Annotated in this window: 14 protein-coding genes; 7 read left to right on the top strand and 7 right to left on the bottom strand. The window is 67.5% G+C overall.

Translation table 11 applies throughout. From position 1 onward, the window contains the following. Positions 1–63: 63 nt before the first annotated feature. Both QMG86_RS12455 and QMG86_RS12460 read right to left on the bottom strand, forming a co-directional pair. Positions 64–747, bottom strand: a complete 684-nt coding sequence (locus tag QMG86_RS12455; protein ID WP_281879634.1) for a hypothetical protein — start codon at positions 745–747, stop codon at positions 64–66. Between the two features lie 433 nt (positions 748–1,180). After that, entirely contained in the window at positions 1,181–1,477 is a 297-nt protein-coding gene (locus QMG86_RS12460; protein ID WP_281879636.1) for a DUF1330 domain-containing protein, read from the bottom strand. A 188-nt stretch (positions 1,478–1,665) separates the two neighbouring features. On the opposite strand from QMG86_RS12460, the gene QMG86_RS12465 reads away from it, so the two are divergent. From QMG86_RS12465 to QMG86_RS12475, 3 genes are all read left to right on the top strand, one after another. Beyond that, complete coding sequence (locus QMG86_RS12465; RefSeq protein ID WP_281879637.1) at positions 1,666–2,568, top strand: LysR family transcriptional regulator; 903 nt, start codon at positions 1,666–1,668, stop codon at positions 2,566–2,568. A gap of 197 nt (positions 2,569–2,765) precedes the next feature. Beyond that, the gene (locus tag QMG86_RS12470) at positions 2,766–3,359 is read left to right on the top strand and encodes an ATP-binding cassette domain-containing protein (protein ID WP_281880928.1); all 594 of its coding nucleotides are present in this window, start codon (positions 2,766–2,768) and stop codon (positions 3,357–3,359) included. Next, positions 3,359–4,171, top strand: a complete 813-nt coding sequence (locus QMG86_RS12475; RefSeq protein ID WP_281879638.1) for an ABC transporter permease — start codon at positions 3,359–3,361, stop codon at positions 4,169–4,171. The genes QMG86_RS12470 and QMG86_RS12475 overlap by 1 nt, the downstream gene beginning before the upstream one ends. 71 nt (positions 4,172–4,242) lie before the next feature. On the opposite strand, the gene QMG86_RS12480 is transcribed toward QMG86_RS12475, so the two are convergent. Next, positions 4,243–6,351 (bottom strand): polyprenyl synthetase family protein, encoded by a 2,109-nt coding sequence (locus tag QMG86_RS12480; protein ID WP_281879639.1) that lies wholly within the window; start codon positions 6,349–6,351, stop codon positions 4,243–4,245. A gap of 399 nt (positions 6,352–6,750) precedes the next feature. Here QMG86_RS12480 and QMG86_RS12485 point away from each other — a divergent pair, with 399 nt between their 5' ends. Then, the gene (locus QMG86_RS12485; RefSeq protein ID WP_281879640.1) at positions 6,751–7,848 is read left to right on the top strand and encodes a YihY/virulence factor BrkB family protein; all 1,098 of its coding nucleotides are present in this window, start codon (positions 6,751–6,753) and stop codon (positions 7,846–7,848) included. A gap of 19 nt (positions 7,849–7,867) precedes the next feature. Here QMG86_RS12485 and QMG86_RS12490 read toward each other — a convergent pair whose 3' ends face one another. Both QMG86_RS12490 and QMG86_RS12495 read right to left on the bottom strand, forming a co-directional pair. Continuing rightward, entirely contained in the window at positions 7,868–10,252 is a 2,385-nt protein-coding gene (locus QMG86_RS12490) for a SpoIIE family protein phosphatase (protein WP_281879641.1), read from the bottom strand. After that, a complete protein-coding gene (locus QMG86_RS12495) occupies positions 10,252–14,784 on the bottom strand; it encodes a HAMP domain-containing protein (protein ID WP_281879642.1) in 4,533 nt (1,510 codons plus the stop codon). Before QMG86_RS12495 ends, QMG86_RS12490 begins: the two co-directional genes overlap by 1 nt. Before the next feature lie 377 nt (positions 14,785–15,161). Between QMG86_RS12495 and QMG86_RS12500 the strand changes: the two genes are divergently transcribed. Then, positions 15,162–15,365: a hypothetical protein gene (locus QMG86_RS12500; RefSeq protein ID WP_281879643.1), complete on the top strand. Its 204-nt coding sequence runs from the start codon at positions 15,162–15,164 to the stop codon at positions 15,363–15,365. A 201-nt stretch (positions 15,366–15,566) separates the two neighbouring features. Here the strand turns inward: QMG86_RS12500 and QMG86_RS12505 are convergent, their stop codons facing one another. Then, entirely contained in the window at positions 15,567–16,490 is a 924-nt protein-coding gene (locus tag QMG86_RS12505) for an RNA polymerase sigma-70 factor (protein ID WP_281879644.1), read from the bottom strand. A gap of 80 nt (positions 16,491–16,570) precedes the next feature. Then, entirely contained in the window at positions 16,571–17,752 is a 1,182-nt protein-coding gene (locus tag QMG86_RS12510) for an NAD(P)/FAD-dependent oxidoreductase (protein WP_281879645.1), read from the bottom strand. A gap of 246 nt (positions 17,753–17,998) precedes the next feature. Between QMG86_RS12510 and sigJ the strand changes: the two genes are divergently transcribed. After that, positions 17,999–18,943 (top strand): RNA polymerase sigma factor SigJ, encoded by a 945-nt coding sequence (gene sigJ / locus QMG86_RS12515; protein ID WP_281879646.1) that lies wholly within the window; start codon positions 17,999–18,001, stop codon positions 18,941–18,943. A gap of 82 nt (positions 18,944–19,025) precedes the next feature. After that, the gene (locus QMG86_RS12520; RefSeq protein ID WP_281879647.1) at positions 19,026–20,210 is read left to right on the top strand and encodes an NAD(P)/FAD-dependent oxidoreductase; all 1,185 of its coding nucleotides are present in this window, start codon (positions 19,026–19,028) and stop codon (positions 20,208–20,210) included. The last annotated feature ends 1 nt before the right edge of the window (position 20,211 follow it).

A 20,211-nucleotide genomic window follows, 5' to 3' on the forward strand; every position in this document is an offset into this window, starting at 1 on the left:
GTACTTTCCCCCTTGCCGAGTTACCACCGACCGGCCTCGTCGGTCTGTTCGAGTCGACGGCTGCTAATTCTGTCGCAGTCCGGCCAGCACCTTGCGGGTTTGGGATCTGGCGACCGAATCGAGTTCGTCTCTGTCGACTACGGGTGCGTCCTTCTCGCGGGAGAGGTCGATCTCCACCCGCACCGCGACCCCGCCGTCCCACACGCACATCACGTACATCGCGTCCACGATGCCACCGAAGTTGTCGGCTTCGAACTGCCAATATCCTCGAGTGCCGATTCCGGTGAATTCCCCGGACGTCACCACGGAACCGTCGGCGGCGAGGTCGGCGGCGCTGCGTTTCCAATGGTCGTACTTTCGCGAAGCCGAACCGTCCATGACGTCGGCGCGGACCCGGACCGTCGCGGTATTCATGGGAAAGGCATCACCGGCGGAATTACCGTAGTGGACAGCGCAACTCAGCGTGCCGAAGTCGCCGGATGACGACGTCTCCTCATGGTCGGGAGCGATGCGCGGCGCTGAGGCCCACCTGGTCAACGGGGTGAGATCGACAAGGTCGCAGGCATCGGTGATCGCCCTCACCGAATAAGTCACCGGTCCCGGCGGCGCACTGGTCGATGTGCCCGCGGAGACGCTGTCGCTGTGTCGATCACGCACGACGAAACCGATCACCACCCCGATCGCCAGCATCATCACGCCGAGCCCGACAAGACCGGCGACGATGAACCCGGGCTTGCGGCGACCCAACTGCCGCGTCGGATCGGCTGGTGGGAGAGGTTGTCGCGGCGGCCAGTGCCCGCCACCGGGCGGCTGGTGCCCGGCGAAGGGGTGACCGGAGGGCGGAGACGACATAGGAGAGTAGTCCCCCGAATCCGGTACCGGCCGGCCATGTGTCGGAGAATCCGGTGGCCGTGTCGCAGAAGTGGCGTCCACCGCCCGCACCTGATCACCGGATTCGTGCGCAGCACCGCTCATGCCTGTAGCCCCTCCGGCCCTGGACGGATCCCCATCACGTCATCGAGTCGCCCCTGATCGTAGCTGTTGCGTCGAATGCCGGGCGGTCGGCGAAGGTGATCGCGCGGAACCGCCGCTTCTCGTCAGTAGCTCTTCGGTGCGGGTGGACGACCATGACGGTGTGCGTATCAGGTGACGGTTGCTCAGCGATGGCTGGGCCCGCCGGTCAGTCGATGCCTTCGATGATGCGGAAGTCGCGCTCGACGCCGTCGGGAAGGGCCGCCAGCGCCTTCTGGTATGCCTCGCTCTCGTATGCCGCGACGGCCTGTTCAAAGCTGTCGAACTCGATCAGAATGACGCGTTGCGTGATTCCGGCCTCGTGGGCGACGACTCGACTACCGACATGGGACAGGAGGCGCCCGCCCCCAGCCTGGACAGCCGGACGGGCCAGCTTGTTGTAGGCAGTCAGCCTCTCAGGGTCGGAAATGGCGGGGTAGACACTGACCCAGTAGCCCTTAGCCATGGAAACCTCCTGTGTTCGGCCGGACACGTCCGACTTCGAATCGACACTCGGATCGATCGATCCCGGCGACGGGTACTGCGGTCAGTTGAATCGTCATATGCGCAGGTTAGGGCTTGATGTGCGGTCGAGGGAAAGATCGGTACGCGCTAGACTCAGAACGGATCGTTATCAATCGACAGGGAGGACACGTGGCGCCGGATACGGTGAGCCTGCGGTACTTCCTGGTGCTGGCGCAGGAGTTGAACTTCACCCGCGCCGCCGCACGGATCGGTATCGCACAGCCCGCACTCAGCGCCCGGATGCGCCGGTTGGAGGCAGAACTAGGTACTGCCCTGCTGGTCCGCAACACGCGTAGCGTGGTATTGACCACGGCCGGTGCGGCTTTGGCGGAGTCCGCGCCGCCCGCGCTGGCGGCGCTGGACCGGGCATGGGACACCGCCCGGAGCGCGGGGGCCGGTGAACTGGGCACGCTGCGCATCGGATACAGCCTCAGCGCGGGAGCCGGGACGGCGCCGGCCCTGGTGGACAGGCTCATTCGCAGCAGCCCGGGACTCGAGGTCGGCGCGGTCCCGATGGCGACACCGGAGATCTCTCCCGCGGTCGCCGACGGCCGCATTGATGTGGGGATCACCCGCGGTGAACAGCCGGGTCGTGGCGTGCGCCGGTTCCTGCTGCGGCGTATGCGCGTCGGGGTCCAGCTGGCGCAGCACCATCCGCTGGCCGAACACCCGGAGATCGAGATCGCCGACGCGGCCGCGTATCCGCTGCGACTGCCCGACCGTGCGGCCAACCCCGTTGTCCACGATCAGCTGTCCGCACTGTTCCGCGACATCCGACCACGCCCCCGATTCCACACGCCCGCAGTTTCTTTCGACATGTCTCAGCGCGACCTACGCGACGGGCTCACCCTCGCCCCGGCCGGAGAAGCCGCGGTCACGACACAACCGGCCGGTCTCACCTGGCGACCGCTGCGGGGCGCGCCCAGCCTGACGATCCACCTGGTCCTCCCACGCGAGCAGTCGCCGCTACACCGCCGCATCCGTGCCGTCGCCAAAACCCTCGCGCACGAGTTGCACTGGCTGCCGGACTGACGCGCGAGAGGTCAAGCGAGACGGACGCCTGCGGTGGCGAGGACCGAAGACCTGCGGACTTCGCGGTGATAACGGGTGTTGTGGTGTGGGCGGAGACGACGTGCGGACTCGTGAATTGGCCTTTCCGGCACGGTGTTTCGTGAGTTGCGGGTAATATTCGAGCGTTGGTGGGGTGACTACATCGGCGGGCGGTGTTGATGGAAGTAGAGGGCGTCCACCACTCATACGGCAGGCGGTCGGTGCTGCGTGGCGTGGATTTCGCCCTACCGCCGAGGATGGTGGCGGGCGTCGTCGGCGAGAACGGGACGGGCAAGTCGACACTGTTGAAGGTTCTCTCGGGAGAGCTGCGACCGGATCGGGGCGTGGTCCGCCATCGGGGGCGGTTCGGGTACTGCCCGCAGCGGGTCGTCTTGAACGACGCGTTCACAGTTCGTCAGCACTTGAATCTCTTCGCCGCGGCTTATTCGGTACCGGACCTGCGGCGAGCCGAGCAGACCATGGAGATTCTGCGTTTCTCCGAGTACGCCGATGAGCGGGTCGCGACGTTGAGTGGCGGTACCCGGCAGAAGCTCAACCTGACGCTGGCGGTGATGCACAACCCGCAGGTTCTGCTTCTCGACGAGCCGTACCAGGGCTTCGACTGGGAAACGTATCTGCGTTTCTGGGATCTGGTCGAGCAGTTCCGTGACTCCGGCGGCTCGGTTCTGGTCGTGTCGCATCTGGCCTACGACACCGATCGACTGGATCAGGTGTGGCGATTGCACGACGGCGTCCTAGGAGGCAGGGAGTGATGGATCGAACGAACGAGAACGTGCGGCTGTTCGTGATAGCCACGCGCTACGGTCTGGTCGAGCATGCTCGTAACCGGTTCGCCTTGCTTCTGGTCGCTGTCTTCATCCCCGTGTTCGTCACACTGGCGGGCCTGATCATCACCGATACGCAGGTACCGTTCCGGCTCCGCGACACCGGTGTGGTCCTGCAGGCCAAAGGCAATGAACTGGCGCAGATTTCGGGTGCCCTGACCGCCGTCTGTCTGATCGTCGGGTTCATGATGTTCGCGGCGACCTTCAGCAGCGGGGCGTTCGATCGGCGTCTGTGTATGGCCGGGTATCCCCGGGTCGCGCTGGGTCTGGCGAAGGTCGCTTGCCTGGCGCTGGCTGCGATGGTGGTCAGCGTCTACGCCACCGTGGCGATCTGCTTGTCTTGGTCGCCGCACCAGCCGATCGTGCTGGCCGTGGCGCTGTTCTGCGACGCGATGACCTACGGGGCGCTGGGTGTCGTGTTCGGCACGCTGCTGCGCCGAGAGGTGGAGGGCATGTTCGCGATCGCGATGATCAGCTGCTTCGACATGGTCGTGCAGAACCCCGTGGCGAGTATCGGCGCGGACAGTGATGTCGTGCGGTGGCTGCCTTCCTACGGCGCCATGCAGGCTTCGACCGCGGCCGGTTTCTCCGACGCCACACTGTTCACGGGATTCGTTGTGCAGCTGGGCTGGTTCACCGCGAGCGTCCTGGTCGGGCTGGTCGCTTTTCATCTGCGCACCCGTTCGGCTCTCGACGCCACGACACCGATCGGCCTTCCAGGACAACCGGCGAAGCAATGACCGGTATCCCGCACCGCGCAACCATCTGATGCACCGTGCGGGAGCACCCGCGTCGCCGGGCAGTGCCGGGCTTACACTCCGGTACGCGCCGGGTCGGGGGCCGGGTAGTAGTAGAGCTGACGACGCAGGCGTTCCAAGTCCGGAGTCCCGGAGGACGTGGTCGGCGTGTACCGATCGGCCTGATGTAGCCGCAACGCCAGGTCCTTACCGTTCTCGAAGATCGCCAGGTACTCTCTCCGTCGGCCGGACAGACCTGGGATCATGCGGAGCAGCGGCGGGATATAGCGGATGATCGCGTCGATCTGAGTACGCTTCTCGGCCACCTGGTGTCGCACCTGCTCGACGGCTTCGTCACGACTGCATCCGGTCTCGTGGCAGATCGCGCGAACCAGGTTGTAGGGAGTGTTGTCGGCCTCGTCCTGGTCCAGTCCCGCCAGATCGTTCTCTGCCGCGGTCACCGCGAAGAGCAGTTCCTCGAAACGGCGGAACACCGGGTGGCGACGCAGCGTCGACGGCAGTTCGAGGTCGTAGTACGCCTCCATGCAGGCGAGGAAGATGTCGGCCCCGAAGGTCGATTTCCGCAGCGGCAGGTAATCGGCTGTGGTGGGGATGTAGCCGTCGATGCGATGGTGCGCTTCGCGTTCGCAGGCTTCGAACCAGTCTTCTGCGCTGTCGAGAAACCGCTCCTGCCAGCCGATGGTGCGGCCCTCGCGCAAGCGCGGCCATACGCTCGCCCACGCAGTCGCGATCGCGCCGGAACGCGGAGCCTGCGGGTCCTGGCGCAGCATGGCCACCAGTCCCCGCCGCAGCGCGGTGACAGCTTCGCGATCCCTCCAGCGGGGATCCTCGAACATGTCATCCCACACCACGGCCAGTGCTGCCATTCCGACGAAAGCCTGTTCCCGGGGCGTGTCCATCGCCGCCGCGACACGCATCGGAAAGCGGAACGCCCCTGCCCACCGGTGGTGACGATCGAACTCCTCCGCAGAGGCGATCAATCCGGTGTCGGCCATCCAATTTCGCAGCCAGCTCATGACAGATGGTGGGAACACCGCACCGTCGGCCTGCGGCTGCGTCGACTGCTCGGCGACAGCAGCACCTGGCGTTCTGCGGTCGAGTATGGATCGGGCATAGGCGATCATCTCGTGGCGGGCGCGAGGGTCGACGGCCACGGCGGCCAGCCGACCGGCGGCCTCGTCCATGAATTCGTCGGCCAGCGCGTGCGCCTCGGTCACGGCGCCGGAGGCGAGGACGAGTTCCCGGGCACGGGCAGCTTCCTCGGCGGTCATCGCTCTGTGGAGCAGACGGGTGAGATTCCGGTCGACGGCAGCCGCGCGGATCACGGGCAATGTGTAGATGCCCTCAGGCAGGTCCGCGTTGACGGGTTTGCCCATTTCTCCGGCGGTCGAGGTCAGGTCGAGGATGTCGTCATACAGCTGGTAGGCCAGTCCGAAGTGTCGACCGAACGATGCCAGCGCCTCTTCGTCATCCTCGGGCCGCCCCGCCTGCATGGCGCCGACACGGCATGCCAGCGACAGGATCGCCGCGGTCTTGCCGTCGATCGAGTCCAGGTATGCCTGTTCGCTGCGGGATGCCGCGTACTGATCCGCCGCCTCGATCACCATGCCGGCGCACATCTGCTCGCCGGCGATGGTCGCCGCGAGAACTTCGCGCAGGCCGAGTTCGGCGAGCAAGCGCGTGGCCGATGTCGTTATACAATCACCGGCCAATACCGCCATATGCGAACCCCAGACGGCGTTGGCGCTGGGACGACCCCGACGCTGGTAAGCATGATCGATGACGTCGTCGTGGTACAGCGATCCCAGGTGCAGCAACTCGACCGCGGCAGCGGCACGCACGGCGCGGTCATCGGCCGGTGCTGACGGATCGGTGAGCAGATAGTACGACAACAAGGTCAAAGTGGGACGAACCAGACGGCGGGTGCTCTCCGAAGCCTCGTCGGTGAGCGCGGTCAGTTCGGGCCTGCCCTCGAATCGGACGGGGCCGAGGACATCTCGGACGCGGTCGAGGTCGGCATCCAAATGCGGGAAGACGGCAGAATCGATTTCACTGGGCACGTGCGCGCTCCTGACTGGGGTACATCGCTCATCCACAACACCACCACGCATGAGCATTTCATCACCTTTGCGCGAAAAATGTTGTGAGAACGCTGATTTCAATTATTTATCAGCTCGATAGATGGGCCGGAGGCGCGCGGTAACGGCGGCTCTGTAGCCCGCCACCGCGCAGGGTTCAGCGTGGGCGCACCATGTGCCGCGGAAGTGCCTGCACATTGACCGGTCGGTCGTCGACCCGACGCCGAGACCCTGCGGCGCTGGTTGCTCGACCTCGCCGATTGCCGGCCCGCCGCCTCCTGGCGAATCCTGGTTGTCTGCCGTACGACGGTTGCGCTGAGCGGAAGGAGCTGGGAGGCAGCTGCGCGACGCGTGCCGAACCCGCCCGTGGAAACCCGGGCCGAGCGGTTTCGGCAACGCCGCTTCGGGCACTACTCGTTCGACGCGGGAGTTGCGGTGCCCGGCGTGGAAATCGAGACGGACGTGTCTGAGCGAGGCAAGCCCATGACGACAGAGCGCGGTGAAGGAAAGCGGCACGAGGACCAGCGAGCCGATCTGGCGAATACCCACGATCACCTCGGGCCGCCGATCGGTGCGACCGATACCGGAGCCCGGCCGGATCTGGACTCCGACGAGCCCGACAGCCCGGCCGACCTGTCGAAATCCTCCCTTCTCGCGGTGGTCAAGCGTGCGAGCAAAGAGTTCCAGCGCGACAACCTCACCGATCTGGCCGCCGCCCTCACTTATTACGCGGTGTTGTCGATCGTGCCCGGCCTGATCGTCATGGTCTCCCTGCTCGGCCTGCTCGGCCCGACCGCCACCGACGAACTCGTCGACCAGGCCCAGCAGATCGCGCCCGGTTCCAGCGCGGATTTCGTGCGCACCCTCGTCGACCAAGCCCAGGCCAACAAACACGGCGCGGGCTGGGGCGCGATCCTCGGCCTCGCCGTCGCGCTGTGGTCCGCGTCGGGGTACGTGGCGGCCTTCATGCGCGCCTCCAATGTCGTCTACGGCATCGGCGAGGGCAGGCCGATCTGGAAGACCACACCCATCCGGCTCGGCGTCACGATCGTCGCGGTGATCCTGCTCGTCGTCAGCGCCGCCATCGTGGTGGCGAGCGGGCCGGTCGCCCAGCAGATCGGCGACCTCCTCGGCCTGGGCGCCACCACGGTGACCATCTGGAACATCGCCAAATGGCCGGTGCTGTTCGTCCTGGTGTCGGTGCTGCTGGCGATCTTGTTCTGGGCCAGCCCGAACGCCCGCCAAGGCGGCATCAAGTGGATCAGCCCCGGCGGGGTGATCGCCGTCCTCATCTGGCTGGTCATCTCGGTACTGTTCGCCGTCTACATCGCCAACTTCTCCTCCTACGACAAGACTTACGGCTCGCTTGCCGGGGTGGTGATCTTTCTGGTGTGGCTGTGGCTGACCAATATCGCGCTGCTGCTCGGAGCGGAGATCAACGCCGAACTCGACCACGGCAAAGCCATCGCCGAGGGGCTTCCCGAAGAACTGCAGCCCTTCGCCGTCCCGCGCGACACCCGCAAGCTCGACGACGCGGACAAAGAAGCGGTCCGAGCCGCCGAATCCGCCCGGCGGGAATGACCCGCGGGGGCGACCGCGGTTATCCGCCGCCCGGCGCGTCTTGACTCGGCCCCACTTGGATGCCCACCACGCAGGTGTCGTCGTCGGTGTCGGCATCGCTGGCGTCGAGCAGGTCGTCCAGACGGTCCTCCAGGCTGCCGGTGAGTTGTGCCGACGTCGTGAGCAACCGGTCTACGCACTCGTCCAGAAGCCGGTCTCGGCGCTCGATGAGCCCGTCGGTGTAGAGCAGGAGAGTGTCGTCGGTTTCCAGTTGGAGTTCTGCTTCTTCGAAGGTCGTCTCCGCCACGGCGCCGAGGAGCATTCCTTTGAGCATGGGCAGGCTGGAGGCCCGGCCCGCACGCACCAGCACCGGCGGCAAGTGGCCCGCGCGGGCCCAGCGCAGCACCCGGGTGTGCGGATCGTAGAGCCCGCAGATGGCGGTGGCGAAGATGTTGTCGGTCAGGTGGTGGGCGACCTGGTTCAGCCAGGTCAGCATCTGGCCCGGGCCCGCGCCCGTGGCGGCGAGGCCGCGCAGGGCGTTGCGAAGCACGACCATGCCGGTGGCCGCCTTGATGCCATGGCCGGTGATGTCCCCGACCGACACCAGGATCTGTTTGGTGGGCAGCACGATCGCGTCGTACCAATCGCCGCCGACCGTGTAATCCTGCTCGGCAGGCCGGTAGCGCACCGCGATGCGCAGCCCGAACGCCTCGATGGACGGCTGCGCGTCCGGCATGATCGCCTGCTGGAGTTGCCGCGCCAGCTGGCTCTGTTCGGCGGCGTGCTGCTCGGTGTGCGCCAGCCGGTCGCGCGTCGCGGACAGCGCGACCTCGGTCCAGTGCTGCGCGGAGATGTCCTGATAGGCGCCGCGGACGGCGGCCAGGTGCCCCGCCTCGAGGACCGGTTCGGCGACGATCCGGATGTGCCGGGCCACGCCGTCCGGCCGAATCAGGCGGAAGGCCGTGGAGGCCGAGCGGCGGTAGCGCAGCAGGGTACGCAGGAACCGCCCCACCGCATTCGCGTCGTCGTCGTGGACGTGCGCGGGCAGCTGGGAAAGCGGAATCGGGTCCGCGGTCGGCGCCAGCCCGTAGAGGTCGAAAAGCTGGTTGCTCCAGGTGATCTCGCCGGTGGCCGCGTTCTCCTCGAATCCGCCGACACGGCCCAGACGCTGGGCGTGTTGTAGCAGCGCCGCCAATCGCGCCGTCTCGTCCTCGACCCGCCATACCACGAGCACGGTGTCTCCATGGCGGCTGATGCTGAGCGCGGCCGAGACGGTGAGCGGCACTTGGTCCACCAGTTCGGTCAGCAAGACCCGGTCGGCACGGTAGGTCTCACCGGTGGCGAAAACGTGCTCGATTCGCTCGAACAGCCGCCCATCGCTCGCGGCCATCGGGTACGCCTCGAGCAGCAGCGCGCCGTTGACCAGGCCGCGGGGCCGGCCGGCCGGGTCGACGAAGCAACTGTTGACGTAGTGAATGCAGAAGTCGACGAGCGCGCCGCTGTCGTCGAGGTGGGGCAGCAGCACGAGCGCTGGGTCGAAAAGGCCGTCCGCGAGCCGCACCAGAAGCGCGACGTCGGGCCGGTCCGGTGTGCGCACCGCGGCCGAGTCCGACTCCAGGGTGTGCGCGCACAGCTCGGCCAACGCCTCCAGCTGCCGGTGCACCGGGGGCGGCTGCGGCGCGAGCGGCTGTGGCCAGCACACCTCCAGCACGCCGAGCAGCTTGCCTCCCGCACCCGCCGGAATCGCCGCACGGCCGCCGTCGCGGGCACCGATCGACGGGAGCCCGGACCGGCCCAGGTCCCGGATCCACACCGCGTTGCGTTCCACCAGCGCCTGCCGCGCCGGGGTCGCCACCCCAGGCGGAACATACCGCCATCGCTCGGCCTCTTGCGGGCTGATGCCGGCGAAACCCGCCAGGGTCAGCGACGCGTCGGCGCCTGCCGCCCAGATCGCCACGGCTGTGGCGCCCAGCGGCGTCACGGCGTGCTCCAGCACCGACTCCGCCACACGGTGCGTGTCGCCGGCCGCGAGCAGCCCGCTTTCGGCGGTGCGCAACCGCACAGCCGCCGATGGCTCCTCCCGCGTGGCGGTGCGCAGCAGGAACTCTCCGACGACCGCGCTGACCTCGTCCTGGGCCGCTTGGTCGACCAGCTCGGCGGCCAACTCCAGCGGTGTGATGCCCGCTTGCTCGGCGAGGGCGTCGAGTTGCCGCGCCGCCTGCGCGGGTCCGCAGTGCAGCCGTTCCACCAGCACGCCCTTGGCCATCTCGATCAGCGCGCGCCCGTCGGCGGTGGCCTGGGCCTGCTGGATCTGCGCGCGCAACCGCTCCACGGTGGCGGCGAGTCGGTGGACGGCGGGCCCCGTCGCCGGGTGGGCGTTCGCTGTCGTATCGGTCTCCGCGTCGGGGCTGTCCAACTCCGTCATCAGGCACCCAGCCAGTGCTGGATGCACGCGATCAAGGCGTCCGCGTCGACCGGCTTGGTGACGTAGTCGTTGGCACCCGAGGCGAGGCTTTTCTCGCGGTCGCCCAGCATCGCCTTGGCCGTGACGGCGATGATCGGCAGGCTCTCGTACTGCGGCATCTCGCGGATCGTCGCCGTGGCGGTGTAGCCGTCCATCTCGGGCATCATCACATCCATCAGGACCAGGTCCGTCTCCGGATGAGCGAGGAGCTTGTCGATGCCCTCGCGACCGTCCTCCGCGTGCAGCACGCTCATGCCGTGCAGTTCGAGGATGCTGCTCAGGGCGAAGAGATTGCGGGCGTCGTCGTCGATGATGAGCACTGTGCGGCCGGCGAGCTTGCCGTCGGGCCGCTGCGGCGCCGCGGTCGGTGCGTCTTCCCGACGGACCAGCGGCAGCATGTCGCCGGGCGCCTCGGCGGTGACGTGCAGCGCGATCCGTTCCCGCAGATCGTCCAGGCTGGACAACAGCTCGAGCGGCTGACGCGTGGTGCGATGTTGCAGCAGGCGTTCTTGCTCGGCGTCGAGCCGGCGGTTGTGGACGAGTACCGGAACGCTGCTCAACGCGGCGTCCCCGTTCATCGTCTCCAGGAACCGCAGCGCGGCGCCGTCGGGCATGTCCAGCTCGAGCACCACGCAGTGGAACGCTTCGGCGGCCATCGCCGCCGCGGCTTCTTCCACCCCGACCGCGGTGACGACCTGGACCGGCCCGCGGGGATCGTTACTGTCCGCGAGTTCGGCGACGGCGCTCTGCGCGACCAGCGACAGCAGACCTTGCGGGCGTTCCTCCACGACCAGCAGCCTGCGGTGCTGTGGGGGCGCGGAGGGAGCGGGAGTGCGCTCGGGGCGGTTGTCGGCCCGCGGTGCGTCCTCCCGTTCGCGGGGCGGCGCCTCCTGGAAGTCCGGGCGGGCGACCGGAAGATACAGGGTGAACGTGCTGCCCTGGCCGGGCACGCTCTCGGCGGTGATGGCGCCACCGAGCAGGTAGGCGATCTCGCGGCTGATCGACAAGCCCAGACCGGTGCCGCCGTACTTGCGGCTGGTCGTGCCGTCGGCCTGCTGGAAGGCGCCGAAGATCGACTCCAGCTGGTGTTCGGCGATGCCGATACCGGTGTCGATCACCCGGAACGCGACGGCCGCGCCGTGCTGGCGCACGGCGGCGGGCAGCTCGCTCGCCTCCGCCGGTTCGATCCGCAGCTGCACCGATCCGGTCTCGGTGAACTTGACCGCGTTGGACAGCAGGTTCCGCAGCACCTGCCGCAGCCGCGAGTCGTCGGTGAGCAGGTCCGACGACAGGCCGGGCGCGGTCGTGACATGGAAGCGGAGACTCTTCTGAGTGGTCATCGGCCGGAAGGTGGCCTCGACGTAGTCCAGCAGCTGACGCAACGACACGCGCTCCGGGGCGAGGTCCATCTTGCCCGCCTCCACCTTGGACAGGTCGAGGATGTCGTTGATCAGCTGCAGCAGGTCCGAACCCGCAGAATGGATGATGCCCGCGTACTCGACCTGCTTGGGGGTGAGATTGCGGCTCGGGTTCTGGGCAAGCAGCTGCGCGAGGATCAGCAGACTGTTCAGCGGAGTGCGCAGCTCGTGGCTCATGTTGGCCAGGAATTCCGACTTGTACTTCGAGGCGAGCGCGAGTTCCCTGGCGCGGGTCTCCAGTTCCTGCCGAGCCTGCTCGATCTGCAAGTTCTTGGCTTCGATGTCGCGGTTCTGCATGGCCAGCAGCGCCGCCTTGTCTCCCAGCTCGGCGTTGGAACGTTGCAGCTCTTCCTGCTGTACCTGCAATTCCTCCGACCGGGCTTGCAGTTCGGTGGTCAGGCGCTGGGATTCGACCAGCAGCTCGTCGGTGCGGGCGTTGGCGATGATCGTGTTGACGTTGACGCCCACCGTCTCCATCAGCTGGTCGAGGAAGTCCCGGTGGATGCGGGTGAAGCGGTGCAGGGTGGCCAGTTCGATCACACCGAGGACTTGGTCCTCCACCACGATCGGCAACATGAGCAGATGGACCGGCGCGGTCTGTCCCAGTCCGGAGGAGATGGTGACATAGTCGCCGGGCACGTTCTCCACGGCGATCGTGCGACGGCTGCGGGCCGCCTGGCCTACCAGGGATTGGCCGAAGGCGAATCGCGACGGGCTGCCGGGCTCCTCCGGGCTGCCGTAGGAACTGATCAGCCGCAGTTCCGGCTGCTCCTCGCTGTCGTCGGCGAGGTAGAACGCGCCGAATTGCGCGGAAACCAACGGCGCCAGCTCGTCCATGATCAGCCCGGCCACCACGTGCAGGTCTCGCTGGCCCTGCATGAGACCGGAGATACGGGCCAGGTTGGTCTTCAGCCAGTCCTGATCTTGGTTGGCCTTGGTGGTCTCGCGCAGCGACTCCACCATCGCGTTGATGTTGTCTTTCAGCTCCGCGACCTCGCCGGAAGCCTCCACGGTGATGGAGCGGGTCAGGTCGCCCTCGGCCACGGCGCTGGTGACCGCGGCGATCGCGCGGACCTGGCGGGTGAGGTTGCCCGCCAGCTCGTTGACGTTCTCGGTCAGCCGCTTCCACGTGCCCGAGACGCCTTCGACCTCGGCCTGCCCGCCCAGCCGGCCCTCCGAGCCCACCTCGCGGGCGACGCGGGTCACTTCGGCCGCGAACGCGGACAGCTGATCGACCATCGTGTTGATCGTGGTCTTCAACTCGAGAATCTCGCCGCGGGCGTCCACGTCGATCTTGCGGGTCAGATCGCCCTGCGCGACCGCGGTGGTGACCTGGGCGATGTTGCGGACCTGGTTGGTCAGATTGTTCGCCATGGAATTGACGTTGTCGGTCAGGTCCTTCCACGTGCCCGCCACGTTCGGAACGCGAGCCTGACCGCCCAGCATGCCCTCGGTGCCGACCTCGCGGGCGACGCGGGTGACCTCGTCGGCGAACGCGGACAGCGTGTCGACCATCGTGTTGATCACACCGGCGAGTGCCGCGACTTCGCCCTTGGCCTCCACCGTGATCTTCTGACTCAGATCACCGCGTGCCACCGCCGTGGCGACCTGGGCGATCGACCGCACCTGGCCGGTCAGGTTGGAGGCCATCACATTGACGTTGTCGGTCAGGTCCTTCCAGGTGCCCGAGACGCCACGTACGGTCGCTTGGCCGCCGAGATTGCCCTCCGTGCCGACCTCGCGTGCGACGCGGGTGACTTCGTCGGCGAAGGCGGAGAGCTGATCGACCATCGTGTTGATGGTCTCTTTGAGCTCCAGGATCTCGCCGCGGGCGTCCACCCTGATCTTCTGGCTCAGATCGCCACGGGCCACCGCGGTGGTCACCTGCGCGATCGACCGGACCTGCGCGGTCAGATTGTCGGCCATGACGTTGACCGACTCGGTGAGATCCTTCCAGGTGCCGGAGACGCCCTTGACGTCCGCCTGGCCGCCCAGCCTGCCTTCGGTGCCGACCTCACGGGCGACGCGGGTGACCTCGTCGGCGAACGCGGAGAGCTGGTCCACCATGGTGTTGATGGTGTTCTTCAACTCCAGGATCTCGCCACGCGCGTCAACCCTGATCTTCTGGGACAGATCGCCCTGCGCCACCGCGGTGGCCACCTGGGCGATCGAACGGACCTGCGCGGTGAGGTTGCCTGCCATGAAGTTCACGGAGTCGGTGAGGTCGCGCCAGGTGCCGGAGACGCCCTTGACGTCCGCCTGGCCACCGAGGATGCCCTCGGTGCCGACCTCGCGCGATACCCGGGTCACTTCGTCGGCGAAGGACGAGAGCTGATCGACCATCGTATTGATGGTGTTCTTCAGTTCCAGAATCTCGCCGCGGGCGCTCACCGTGATCTTCTGGCTCAGATCGCCCTGCGCCACCGCGGTCGTGACCTGGGCGATATTGCGGACCTGATCGGTCAGGTTGCCCGCCATGAAGTTCACCGAGGCGGTGAGGTCGCGCCACACGCCGCCGACGCCGGGCACCTCCGCCTGACCGCCCAGGCGGCCCTCCGAACCGACTTCGCGGGCGACGCGGGTGACCTCGTCGGCGAACGCGGAGAGCTGGTCCACCATCGTGTTGACGGTGTTCTTCAGCTCCAGGATCTCACCGCGCGCGTCCACATCGATCTTCTGGGACAAGTCGCCGCGCGCCACGGCCGTCGCGACCTGGGCGATGTCACGCACCTGACTGGTCAAGTTGCCCGCCATCGCGTTCACCGAGTCGGTGAGGTCCTTCCAGGTACCAGACACGCCCGGCACCTCGGCTTGACCACCCAGTCGCCCGTCCGTCCCGACCTCGCGCGCAACCCGGGTGACCTCCGAGGTGAACAGCGACAGCTGATCCACCATGCCGTTGAACACCGTTGCTATCTCGCCGAGCAGCCCGTCGGCGTCGGTCGGTAGCCGAGTGCCGAAATCACCGTCGCGCACGGCCGTCAACCCGGCCAGCAACTGGCGCAACTCGTCCTGGTCCGCGGCCATGACAGCCTGCTCCGCCGCGGCGCGGACAGATGCCGCCGTATCCGTCATGCTCATCCTCGTTCTGCCCCACCCGTATAGGACGCGACACCGCGCACGGCGGGTCGCCGACCAACGGTGCTGTGCTGGCTGCTGAACACGGATGCACCGGCGGCTATGCCCCTGAAAGTATCATCAGCAGACCTATCGCTCAGCATTCATCGAAGGCTTCGAGGAATGACACCCGCCGCCGGCCGGCTACACGGCTGCTGCCCTGGATTGGCGAAGTTGCTCCGAGCCGCCTGACCCGGCGGCGCGACCTCACCCGCGTGGAACAGGTCGAAACTTCTGTTGCGGAAGGTTTCCCGCGGCGCGGAGGTGCTATTCGGTGAAGTACCGGACACAGTGCCCTGCTGAGGGTTGCGATCAGACTGTTCAAGGAGGATTTCGTGGCCGAGAAGAGCTATCGCTCCGCCGAGACCGGCGAATACGTGAGCGAGGAGACCGCGACGGAGAACCCGAAGACCACTCTCGGTGAGGATGAGCCGCACGACGGTGACAACCGGCGCGACCGCTCGGCGATCACCGGGCACTTCGTCAAGCCCGACACCAGCCGCCGCCACCCCGACACCACCGTCACCGAGAACGGCTGACACACCACACGTGACAGCGATTCCGTCTCCTGGCGACGGCTCCGGTTCAATGGGTTTGCAGCGTCCGTGAATTACGTCCGAGGGCTCTGCCAAGCGTCGCTCGGCCATCCCCACCGTGCGGTAGGGGCGGTGCCGGACGCGAGCGACTCCGCGCTCGGAGGGCGCAGCGGCGGGGGAGGAGGCGGCGCGAAAGCGCGGTGCTCAGGAGGGGTCGCCAGCCGCCTGGATGCCACCCAACTTCTGTGGATTGACCTGGAAGCGGATGTTCTCGACGTGGCCGGCGTGAATGTCGTAGGTCAGTACGCCGACGGGATAGTCGCCGATCAAGCCGACAATGCTCAACTCGCCGTTGACGACAGCGGATTCGAGGCGAATGCCTGCGGAGACCGGTTTCGCCATGACGCCGAGCAGCCAGCGCGCCACATGGTCGGGGCCGTGCAGCGGACGGCGCGCTGCGGTGACGATGCCGCCGCCGTCGTTCCACAGCGTCACCTCCGGGGCGAGCAGTTCCATGAGAGCGTTGAGGTCGCCGCCGTGACAGGCGGCCATGAATTTCTCGGTGATCTCCTGGCGGGCCGCCTCGTCCGTCTCGAAGCGGGGGCGGCGGGCCTGCATGTGCGAGCGGGCGCGGTGCGAGATCTGGCGGACGGTGGCCTCGGGGCGATCGAGAAAACCGCCGATTTCGGCGCAGGAGTAGCCGAAGACCTCGCGCAGCACGAATACGGCTCGCTCGGTGGGGTTGAGGGTTTCGAGGACGACCAGCATCGCCGTCGACACCGTGTCGGCCATTTCGGTCTCCTCAGCGGCGTTCGGTGCCGTGATCAGCGGTTCGGGCAGCCATGGTCCTAGATAGGTTTCGCGGGTGGCCCGGGCGGATGTGAGGCGGTTCAGGGCGAGATTGGTGACGGTGCGCACCAGGTAGGACTTCGGGTGCTCCACCGAAGTCTGGTCTGCCGCATGCCACTTCAACCAAGCGTCCTGCAGGATGTCCTCGGCGTCGGCGACGCTGCCCAGCATGTGATAGGCGGTGCCGAAAAGTAGCCTGCGGTGTTCGACGAACGGGTCGATCGTCGCGTCGCGCGGCCTGGGCGCCGGGGTCGGCTGGTCGGGTTGGCGATCCTGCATGTGACATCCCTAGCGGTCGGCGGATCCGGCGTCCAGTGGCCGAGAGACCTGTCGGTTCCCCGGCCGCGGACTGCGGAGCATCATGCGGTCTTACGGGTGGCGCGGCCGCCCTTCGACAGCTGCACCGGGAGTGCGAGGTAGCGGCTCATCTTGGCGGCCACCGGAGGGGTGCTGCTGACCTGCTCCTTGTAGATGACCGCGGCCTTGCCCGCGAGGTGCCACCGGTTCGGGGTGTCATCGGCGTTGGTGAACTGGATGACCGCGTCCTTGCGGCCCAGGCTCACCGGCTGGTGAAAGTAGCCGAAGCGCAGCGGCCGCACCGCTTTCCCGCGCAGCAGACGGGCGATGACGGTGGCGGTGTAGTCGGCGGTGACCACGCCACTCTGGCAGGTGCCGTGCAACTGGCCCCATGCCTGTCGCACCGATGCGGCGTCTCCGACAGCGTGGATCTCCGGGTGCGACACCGAGCGCAGGGTGGGGTCGGTGATGATGAGTCCGCTTGCGTCGGTGGTGATTCCGGCCTGAGCGGCCAGCGGCGACACTCGCACGCCGGTGGTCCAGAGGATCAGGTCGGAGGGAACGAGTTCGCCGGTGTCCAGCCGCACTGCGTCGGGCAGCACCTTGGTGACCTTGACCCCGGCCATACGCACCACCCCCAGCCGGTCCAGGGCTCGGTTGAGGTAGGCGCGGGCCTTCTCGCCCATCATGCCGCCGAGTTCGGCTGCGCTGACCAGGTTGACGGCCAGACCCGGGTGCGCCTCGGCTATTTCGGCAGCCGCCTCGATGCCGGTGAGCCCGCCACCGCAGACGGTGACCGTTCCGCCCACGGCGGCGATGTCGCGCAGCCGCCGCGAGAAGCGATGCGCGAGCCGGGGGTCGTCGAGGGTCCACGCGTGATCCGCCGCGCCGGGGACGATGCTCGTGTCGGTGGCGCTACCGAGGGCGTAGACCAGCGAGTCGTAGTAGAGGACCGAGCCGTCGTCGAGGGTGACGATGCGGTCGGCGGTGTCGATGGCGGTGGCCGTCGCCTGGCGGAATTCCACGCCGGTGCCCTTCAGCAGGTCCGGGATCTGGTAGTCGGTCAGTTCCTGGCCCGCCGCGACCTGGTGCAGGCGCAGTCGCTCGGTGAAGCGGGGCGAGGGGTTCACCAGGGTGATGCGGGTGTTCAGCTTGCGGGTGTAGCGGGCCAGCCGAGCCGTGGCGATGAGGCCGGCGTAGCCGGCGCCGAGGACGACGATCTCGTGGGTTGTGGTGGTGTTCATCGCTCGCTCCCTGTGGGGCTTGTTCGTGGGGTCGGCTATGGGACAGGGCAGCCCCGGAGAACGTGACACATCTTCGATGTGACCTGCATCACTACTTGCTGTGGCATCTGTCCAACAGTCGGAACTTCCGGGACGAGCGGTTTGTCCAGCGAAAACAAGCGGTCGGGGTAGCGCGCGGTGCGTATGTTCACCTGTTCGGTGGTGTGGCCGTTCGCGGCGGCAGCTCGCAGCAATTAACTTCGAGGAATGTTGGTTGGTGACCGTGAGGTCGAGGTGTTCGAGAACTCCAGGCCGCGATTGGAGGCGATCGCGTACCGCCTGCTGGGTTCGGCGAGCGATGCCGAGGACGCGGTGCAGGATACGTTCCTGCGCTGGCAGGCCGCCGACCGCGAGCTCGTCGAGACGCCCGAGGCGTGGCTGACGAAGGTGCTCACGAACATCTGCCTCAATCAGCTCACCTCGGCGCGGTCGCGGCGAGAGGCGTATGTGGGCCAGTGGCTGCCCGAGCCGGTCTTCGCCGGGGACCGGATGCTCGGTCCGGCCGACACTGTCGAGCAGCGCGAATCGGTCTCGATCGCGATGCTCACGCTGATGGAGCGGCTGTCTGCCCGGGAACGCGTCGTGTACGTGCTGCGCGAGGCGTTCGGTTACTCGCATGGTGAGATCGCCGAAGTCCTCGAGGTCACCGAGTCGAATTGCCAGCAGATCTACCGGCGCGCCAAGCAGCACATGGCCGGCGAACGGACTCGCGTGGAGGTAGACGAGGCCGCCGCCCGCAAGATCGTCGACGAGTTCCTCGCCGCCGCACTGAGCGGCAACACCGACTCACTGGTGCGGCTGCTGACCGATGATGCGATCAGCGCGGGCGACGGCGGCGGCGTGGTCTTCTCGCTGCCGGAGCCGATCACGGGCGCGCTGCGGGTGGCGAGATTCCTGCGCCGCCTGTTCGAGCCGACCGCCGCCAAATGGGAGATGATCGGCGGTCGCGCCGCTCTGTTCGCCGCGGTGGTCAATGGCGTGCCCGCGCTGGTGATCGTGGTCGGCGACCGGGTCGTCGGTGTCATCTCCTTGGAGGTGACGACCGACGGCATCGCGGCCGTCCACACCCAGGCCAACCCGAGCAAACTGGTACGCGCCACGCGCCGCTGGGCGATGTCCGGGCATGGGGACCCACTCCTCGACGTCTGGTGACCTAGATCACATTTCACTTCTGTCAGGGTTCGCGCCGCTGTCCGGTTCAGGTAGCGAACACCACCCAGACAGGAGTGAGACCATGACCCACCGCATCGTCATCCTCGGCGCCGGATACGCCGGAGCCAACGCCGCCGGTCGCCTCGCCAAGCGGCTGCACCCCGCCGATGTCGAGATCACCCTCGTCAACGCCGATCCGGAATTCGTCGAGCGGGTCCGCATGCACCAGTACGCGACCGGCCAGGATCTCGAGCGCCGCGCGCTGATCGACGTCTTCGCGGGCACCGGCGTGCGGGTGCGGCCGGCGCGAGTGACCGCGGTCGACGCCGAGCGTAAGACCGTGAGTGTCACCGACGCCGACGGTCCCGGCGAGATCGCCTACGACACCCTCGTCTACGCCCTCGGCAGCGCCGCCGCCGACGGTGGTGTTCCCGGCGTGGCCGAGCACGCCTACGACATCGCCGGCAAGCAGTCCGCGCAGCGGTTGCGAGACCGTCTGGCAAGCCTGGCCACGGGTGCGACCGTGCTGATCGTCGGGGGCGGCCTGACCGGCATCGAAGCCGCCACCGAGATCGCCGAAGCCCGACCGGATCTGGCTGTCGCTCTCGCCGCTCGCGGCGGCCTCGGGGACTGGCTGAGCGACAAGGCCCGACAGCACCTGCGCAAGGCGTTCGACCGGCTCGGTATCGATGTGCACGAGAACACCGACATCGTCCGCGTCCAGCCGGCCGGCGCGGTCACCGCCGACGGCCGCACGATCCCGGCCCGGATGACCGTGTGGACAGCCGGTTTCACCGTCCACCCGATCGCCGCGGCCACCACCTTGCAGGTGTCGGCGACCGGGCAGATCGTCGTCGACGACACGATGCGGTCGGTCTCGCACCCCGATGTCTACGCCGTCGGCGACGCCGCGCTCGCCCCTGGAGCGAACGGCGATCCGCTGCGCATGTCCTGCGCCTCGGGAGTCCCGACGGCCTACCAGGCCGCCGACGCCATCGCCGCACGACTGACCGGCCGGAAGATCCCTCGCAATGCGATCGGCTACACCGGCCAGTGCATCAGCCTCGGCCGCCGCGACGCCATCGTGCAGTGGGTCACCCCCGACGATCAGCCCAAACCCTCCGCCCTCACCGGCCGGGCGGCCGCGCGAGTCAAAGAGCTCATCTGCAAGAGCGCGGCCTGGAGCATCTCGCACCCGACAATGATGATCCCGTCCCGCCGTCGTCACATCACCACAGCCGAGCCGAGCCACGCGATCAACGCGTGAC

It is taken from the genome of Nocardia sputorum, assembly GCF_027924405.1.
Taxonomy (GTDB): domain Bacteria; phylum Actinomycetota; class Actinomycetes; order Mycobacteriales; family Mycobacteriaceae; genus Nocardia; species Nocardia sputorum.

Coding starts and splice junctions, on each gene's coding strand:
- QMG86_RS12460 (WP_281879636.1), bottom strand. CDS start 1,477: ATGGCTAAGGGCTACTGGGTCAGTGTCTACCCCGCCATTTCCGACCCT.
- QMG86_RS12470 (WP_281880928.1), top strand. CDS start 2,766: ATGGAAGTAGAGGGCGTCCACCACTCATACGGCAGGCGGTCGGTGCTG.
- QMG86_RS12475 (WP_281879638.1), top strand. CDS start 3,359: ATGGATCGAACGAACGAGAACGTGCGGCTGTTCGTGATAGCCACGCGC.
- QMG86_RS12485 (WP_281879640.1), top strand. CDS start 6,751: ATGACGACAGAGCGCGGTGAAGGAAAGCGGCACGAGGACCAGCGAGCC.
- QMG86_RS12490 (WP_281879641.1), bottom strand. CDS start 10,252: ATGACGGAGTTGGACAGCCCCGACGCGGAGACCGATACGACAGCGAAC.
- QMG86_RS12495 (WP_281879642.1), bottom strand. CDS start 14,784: ATGACGGATACGGCGGCATCTGTCCGCGCCGCGGCGGAGCAGGCTGTC.
- QMG86_RS12505 (WP_281879644.1), bottom strand. CDS start 16,490: ATGCAGGATCGCCAACCCGACCAGCCGACCCCGGCGCCCAGGCCGCGC.
- QMG86_RS12510 (WP_281879645.1), bottom strand. CDS start 17,752: ATGAACACCACCACAACCCACGAGATCGTCGTCCTCGGCGCCGGCTAC.
- sigJ (WP_281879646.1), top strand. CDS start 17,999: ATGTTGGTTGGTGACCGTGAGGTCGAGGTGTTCGAGAACTCCAGGCCG.
- QMG86_RS12520 (WP_281879647.1), top strand. CDS start 19,026: ATGACCCACCGCATCGTCATCCTCGGCGCCGGATACGCCGGAGCCAAC.